Origin of the sequence: Nonomuraea sp. NPDC047897 (genome assembly GCF_043204415.1) — a bacterium.
Lineage (GTDB): Bacteria > Actinomycetota > Actinomycetes > Streptosporangiales > Streptosporangiaceae > Nonomuraea.
This window is the reverse complement of the sequence record NZ_JBIDCC010000001.1, coordinates 746,537-752,657: the sequence shown is the minus strand read 5'-3', so window position 1 is coordinate 752,657 and position 6,121 is coordinate 746,537. Positions and strand designations below refer to the sequence as shown.

4 protein-coding genes are annotated in these 6,121 nt (G+C 75.9%); all 4 read left to right on the top strand.

Translation table 11 applies throughout. The features are described from left to right. Window positions 1-185 precede the first annotated feature (185 nt). The 4 genes from ACGF0J_RS03405 to ACGF0J_RS03390 all read left to right on the top strand — a co-directional run bounded on the left by ACGF0J_RS03405 (window position 186) and on the right by ACGF0J_RS03390 (window position 6,090). On the top strand, window positions 186-623 hold the full coding sequence (locus tag ACGF0J_RS03405) for a hypothetical protein (RefSeq protein WP_393141812.1): 438 nt from the start codon (window positions 186-188) through the stop codon (window positions 621-623). Between the two features lie 93 nt (window positions 624-716). Continuing rightward, the gene (locus ACGF0J_RS03400) at window positions 717-2,219 is read left to right on the top strand and encodes a glycosyltransferase (RefSeq protein WP_393141811.1); all 1,503 of its coding nucleotides are present in this window, start codon (window positions 717-719) and stop codon (window positions 2,217-2,219) included. Next, window positions 2,216-4,213, top strand: coding sequence for a glycosyltransferase (locus ACGF0J_RS03395; protein WP_393141810.1), 1,998 nt, complete (start codon window positions 2,216-2,218; stop codon window positions 4,211-4,213). The genes ACGF0J_RS03400 and ACGF0J_RS03395 overlap by 4 nt, the downstream gene beginning before the upstream one ends. Beyond that, window positions 4,210-6,090 (top strand): glycosyltransferase, encoded by a 1,881-nt coding sequence (locus ACGF0J_RS03390; protein ID WP_393141809.1) that lies wholly within the window; start codon window positions 4,210-4,212, stop codon window positions 6,088-6,090. The genes ACGF0J_RS03395 and ACGF0J_RS03390 overlap by 4 nt, the downstream gene beginning before the upstream one ends. The last annotated feature ends 31 nt before the right edge of the window (window positions 6,091-6,121 follow it).

The following is a 6,121-nucleotide window of genomic DNA, read 5'->3' as shown; positions in this document are numbered from 1 at the left end:
GGGCATGACACGCCGCATCACCCGAGGAGGGCCCGCCCGACGCCAGCCCCGCTACGTCTGCGAATGAAGCTGATCACCCATCTCAAACACGCTCTAAGGATCTTATGGCACTGTAGTGGTTTAAGTTGATTAAGCTGTCAATAATCCTTGGTGCCCGATTAGCGATGTCAATGAAAGGTGCGCGGATGCTCTCGCCTCGCAAACTGGCGATGATCGCCGCATTCCTCGGAGTCCTGGTCGTCGTGGTGCTCACCGCCCTCCTGCTCGGCGGCCTGGTGACGCTCGGCGCGGCGGCCGTCACGGCGGCGTTCGGGGCCGCCCTGGCCGCCCTGGCCGTGCTGCTGCTGAGCGTGCGCCGACTCGACGGCAAGGCCCAGCGCATCGACCAGCGGGTCAAGAAGCACGAGAGCGAGCTGGCCAGGACCGCGACGGCGCTCAAGCGCATCGACGCGAAGCTGGACCGCGTGGCGGCTGTGGTCGAGGCGTCCGGGTCGCGGCGCGACGAGGACCTCGCCGCCATCCTCGCCTCCCTGGGCGAGGACCGGGTCAACGCCATGGTGCGCGCCCGCGAGCTGGACGAACTGCGCGCGCAGATGCGCGCGCTGGCCGACGGCCGGGTCTGACGTGACACGAACACGCGGGAGCCGGGTGACCCGGTCTGAGGTGACACGGGCACGGGGGAGCCGGGCGACCCGGACCCTCGGCGAGGGTCGGGCATGACGCGAATCAGGCACAACGACTACGGCGTCCTCACTCCCCCGGCCATCGGGACGTGGCGGCCCGCGCTGACGGTCTCGGTCGTCATCCCCGCCCGTGACTGCCGTGCGGAGCTGGAGCGAACGGTCGCGGCGCTGGGCCGGCAGACCTACCCCGCCGAACTGACCGAGGTGGTCGTCGCCGACGACGGCAGCGACCCGCCCATCGAGCTGCCCGGGGCCCGGGTCGTGCGGGTGCGCGACGGCTGGGGGCGGGGCGCGGCGCGGGAGACCGGCCGGCTCGCCGCGACCGGCGACGTGATCCACTGGCTCGACGCCGACATGATCCTCGCCGATGACCATGTCGAGGCGCACATGCGCTGGCACCACCTCGTCGACCACGCCGTCGTGATCGGTGACACCCGGTTCGTCGACGCACCGGACGACGAGGGCGTCCAGTCCGCGTACACGCGCAAGACCCTGGAGTCCACCCGGATGCTCAAGGACGCCGGGTCCACCGCGTACCTGCTGCACACCGGCGCCTCCTCCTCCGCCCGCGCCGACCTGCTGCGCGCGGCGGGCGGTGTGGACGCGGAGCTGAACATGGCCGAGGACACCGAGCTGGGCTACCGCCTGGCGCAGGCGGGCGCGGTGTTCATCCCGGACCCGCAGGCGCGCGGCCGGCACGTCGGCCCGTCCACGGTCATGCGGCGGGAGAAGGAGGTCCACCGGCACAACTGGTCCTACCTCGGCGACCTCGTCCCCGACCTGCGCTGGCTGCGCACCCATCCGAACCGCCACTGGCGGGTGCCGTACGTGCGGGTCGCCGTGCCGGCCACCACCTACGAGGAGACGCGCACCACCGTGGACGCGACACTGGCCGGCACCGTGCACGACACCGCCGTCACCGTCGTCGGCCCCTGGGACCGGCTCACCGAGGGACGCCGCGCCAGCCTCGACGAGCCGCTGCTGGACCTGCGCCTGCTCCGCAACCTTTACCGGTACGAGCCGCGCGTCGCGTTCGCCGCCGCCGAGCCGCGGCCCGCCGCCCCGGCGCCGTTCCTGCTGTCGCTGCCGGCCGGCTGGGCGCCGGGTCCCGACACGGTGTCACGGCTGGTACGGCTGGCCGACGCCGACGGGCTGGGCCTGATTCGCGCCGTCCTGGCCGAGACCGCCGACGGGGTGGTGGCGGCCCGGTTCGAGCGGACCGCCGCGTTCGCCCGCGCCGCGTTCTTCCACGGCGACCCGGACGAGCTGGTGGACGAGATGTTCGGCTCGCTGTGGGTCAGCGGGACCGAGCTCGGGATCGTCCCCGTGGCCGAGGCCGAGCAGCCGGCCGGCGACCCGGCCAGGTGGCGCGCGCTGGCCGCGCGGCGGCTGGAGGAGGTCAAGGAGCTGCGCGGCACGGTCGAGCGGCTGTCCGCCGAGGTCGAGCGGCTGTCGGCCGAGCCGCGGGACGGCGCCGGGGCCGGACGGGCCAGGCGGTTCGGCTCGCTCATCAGACACCTGCGGAGCGCCGGTTGATCCATGAACTGCTGGCGGAGCTGCCGCGGGCGCGCGTCTACCTGGCCGGGATCGACCCGGCCGCCGTCCCGGCCCTGAACCGCACGACCGCGGACGACCGCGACACCGCCGCGGGCGGCACTCCCCCGCCGGTTGACCTGGACCGTGACCTGCTGGAGCCGCCGTCCGCGGCCGAGCAGGCGCGGGAGGTGCTGGTGCTCGCCCGGACCCCGGCCGACCTGCGGCGGGCCGCCACCCTGCACAAGCTGCTGCCCGAGGCGACGCGCGTGGTCGTGGCCGTGCTCGACACGCCCGCCGCGCACCCGGCGCCGGTGCCCACGCCCACCCCCGCGCACCGGTGGCGGGCGCTGGCCGACCTGCGGGTGCACCGGCCCAAGGACCGGGTGTGGGTGGTGGACGCCAGGTTCTCGGCGCCCGTGCCCGCGGGCCGTACCGTGACCGCGACGGCCCGCGCCTTCGCCGGCCACCGGCTCGACGTGATCGCCGCACCCGCCGCCGCGATCGCCGGCGTCGGCGCCGCCGACTGGCGGCCCGGCGACCCCAACGTCACGCCCGCCGAGGTGTCCGGGCCGGTGCCCGACCGGGTGGGCGCGCCGGGCGGCGACGTGGTGCTGCGGACGTTCGACGACCCGGCCGTGCTCGGCCCCGCGCCCGGCGCGCGCTCCTGCGACCCGCCGGCCCTCGTGACGACGGCGGGCTGGGAGGGCGCCGAGCCGCCCGTCGAACGGCCGGCCCACCGGGCGGCCACCTGGGAGTCGCTGGGCCGGCCCGGCGGCGCAGACCTGCCGCTGGCCGACCCCGACGTGCTCGGCGCGCCGTCGATGATCCCGCCGGTGGACGAGCGGCTGGTCAACCCGCAGGGCTTCGTCACCACGCCGTCGCGCGGCATGGCCTCGCTCCGGGAGCGCGACGGACGCTGGGCGGTGCTGCTCGACGGGACCGCGGTGACGACGTTCGCCGAGTCGGGCGGCGTGACGGACGCCGACGTGGCGCGGCTCAGGCAGGTGCGCGGCGTGACGGTCGACTGGCGGCGCGCGCACAGCGGGCCGATCGCCGCCGTCCGGGTCCTCGCCGGCCTCGCGGCCGCCGGGGTGCCGCTGGTCGCCGACGCGGTGCCGCGCTGGGCGCACGGCCTCGGCGAGGGGCTGATCGCGCTGCTGACGAGCCGTCCCGCCCTCGACGACGACCTGCGGCGCGAGGAGCACAGCATCCGGCTGCGCCGCGAGGCGCTGCGCACGCACGGGGTGGCCGCCCGCTGGGAGCAGCTCGGCGCGCCCGCCCCCGCCGCCCCGCTGACGTCCGTGCTCCTCGCCACCCGCCGGCCCGGCATGGTGGGCTTCGCCCTCGACCAGGTGGCCAGGCAGCGCGACGCACGGCTGGAGGTGGTGCTCGCCCTGCACGACGTGCCCCGGGACCATCCGGAGGTGGCGGCGGCGGTCGCCGCGTTCGACCGCCCGCTGACCGTGTACGAGGCCGGCCGGGACGAGATCTTCGGCGAGGTGCTGAACCACGCCGCCGCGCGGGCGTCGGGCTCGTTCCTGCTGAAGATGGACGACGACGACTGGTACGGCCCCGACTTCCTGGCGGACCTGCTGCTGGCCCACTCCTACTCGGGGGCGCAGGTGGTGGGGACCGTGCCGGAGTTCGTCTACCTGGCCTCGATCGACGTCACCGTGCACCGCAGGCAGGTCACCGAGCAGATCACCAGTTTCGTCGCGGGCGGCACGATCCTCGTCGAACGGTCGGCCTTCCACGCCGTGGGCGGGTTCCGGCCGCTGCGCCGCTCGGTGGACACGCAGTTCCAGGAGGCGCTGCAGGCGGCGGGCGGCCAGATCTACCGCACCCACGGCCTCGGCTACATCCTGCGCCGGGGTCCCGCGGCCAACCACACGTGGCAGGAGCCGATCGGCACGTTCCTGCAGCGCAACAGGCGGCAGTGGCGCGGCTTGCGGCCCAGCGCCCTGATGGAGCTCGACCGGAGCAGCACACCATGACCCGCATCCCTCGCATCCGGCGGCAGGACTACGGCGTCCTCAGCCCGCCGCCGCTCGGCGGCTGGAACCCGGCGCTGACCGTGACGGTCGTCATCCCCGCCCACGACCGCCAGCGGACCCTCGACCTCACCCTCGCGGCGCTGTCGGCGCAGAGCTACCCGGCCGAGCTGATGGACGTGGTCGTCGTGGACGACGGCAGCGCGCCGCCGCTGCGGCTGCCGGAGACGGTCCCCGGCGGCACCAAGCTGATCGCCTCCCCGCCCGGCGGCTGGGGCCGGGCCTGGGCTCTGCAGGCCGGCCTGGAGGCGGCCACCGGCGAGGTCGTCCTCGTCCTGGACGCCGACATGGTGCCGCACCGCGAACACGTCGAGGCCCAGCTCCGCTGGCATCACCTCGCCCCGTACGTGGTGACGCTCGGCTGGATCGACTTCACCGTCGCCGACCGCCTGCCGTCGCCGGAACGGGTGCGCGCCGCCGTGCGGGACGGCGGGGCGGACGGTCTCTTCCCGCTCTCCCCGCACCGCCACGACTGGGCCGAGAAGATCATCCGGGACCACGACGGGTTGCGTTCCGCGCCCAGCTCGCTGGCCACCCGCATCCACGTGGGGGCGACGGCCGCCTACCCGGCGGCGCTGCTGCGTTCCGTCGGCGGGCTGGACACGTCACTGGTGCTGGCCGAGGACACCGAGCTGGGCTACCGGCTGACGCAGGCGGGCGCGGTGTTCGTGCCCGATCCGGAGGCGCGGGCCTGGCATCTCGGCCTGCCCACGGCCATGCGCGACATGGCCGCGCTGAAGAGGTACAACGACCCCTACGTCGCCGACCGGGTGCCCTACCGGCGCTATCTGCGGGCGGAGCCGGGCCGGCAGTGGCTGGTGCCGTACGTGGACGCCGTCGTGCCGGCCGGGCCGTACGAGGACGTCCGCGCCACGGTGGACGGCCTGCTGGCCGGGAGCCTCCCGGACGTCCGGGTCACCGTCGAGGGCCCGTGGGCGTCGCTCGGCGCCGGCCGCCGCTCCCCGCTGCGTGACCCGGACCTGGACCTGCGCCTTGTGCACGCCACGTTCGAGCACGACGCCCGGGTGCGGCTGTCCGACCCCGCGACGGCGCGTCCGGCCGGTCGGACGGCGCCATGGCCGGCCGACCAGGCGGCGTGTCCGGCCGACCAGGCGGGGCATCCGGCCGACCAGGCGGGGCATCCGGCCGACCAGGCGGGGCCGCCGCTGTGCGGCCCGGTGCGGCGACCGGCGGGGCCGGAGCGGGTCGTGGCGCCCTTCCGGCTGACGGTGCCGCCCGGCTGGGTGCCGCGTGCCGACGCCGTCGAACGCCTGGTGGCGCGGCTGGAGGAGGCCGACGGCGGGGTGCTGTGCCTGGCGCTGGACGAGACCGAGCAGGGCGTGCTGGTGGCCCGCCTGGAACGCACGTCTGCCCTGTCGCGCGCCGTGCTGGTGGCCGAGCCCGGCGAGCCGCTGGACGACGTGCTGGACGAGCTGTTCGGCGTCGAGTGGCTGGACGGCGCCGAGTGGGGGTTCGCCCGCAGGCCCGCCGTCTACCCGCCGCGCCGGCGGCCGGTGCCGGAGGCCGAACGGCTGGCCGAGCAGCAGCGCAGGGAGATCGCCCGGCTGCGCGAGCGGGCCGACGCGCTGCGCGCCGAACTGGCCCTGATGCGCAGGCAGGCGGGCAAGAGCGAGCGGGACGCCGCCCGGTGGCGGGACAAGGCCGAGTCGTGGCGGCGCGAGGCGGTGCGGCTGACCCGCGACCGCGACCGTACGGTCCTCACCCGTGCCGTCCGCCGCATGCGCGGCCTCGCCGCCCGCCCGTCCTCCCCGGCCGGCCGCGCGGCCCAGCGACCGGATGCGGGCCCCGGCACGTCCTGATCGGCCGGCCGCGGCCCCTCCCGGCTCGATG

Excerpts from the sequence above, each read along its gene's own strand:
- ACGF0J_RS03405 (WP_393141812.1), top strand. The coding sequence starts at position 186 with ATGCTCTCGCCTCGCAAACTGGCGATGATCGCCGCATTCCTCGGAGTC.
- ACGF0J_RS03400 (WP_393141811.1), top strand. The coding sequence starts at position 717 with ATGACGCGAATCAGGCACAACGACTACGGCGTCCTCACTCCCCCGGCC.
- ACGF0J_RS03390 (WP_393141809.1), top strand. The coding sequence starts at position 4,210 with ATGACCCGCATCCCTCGCATCCGGCGGCAGGACTACGGCGTCCTCAGC.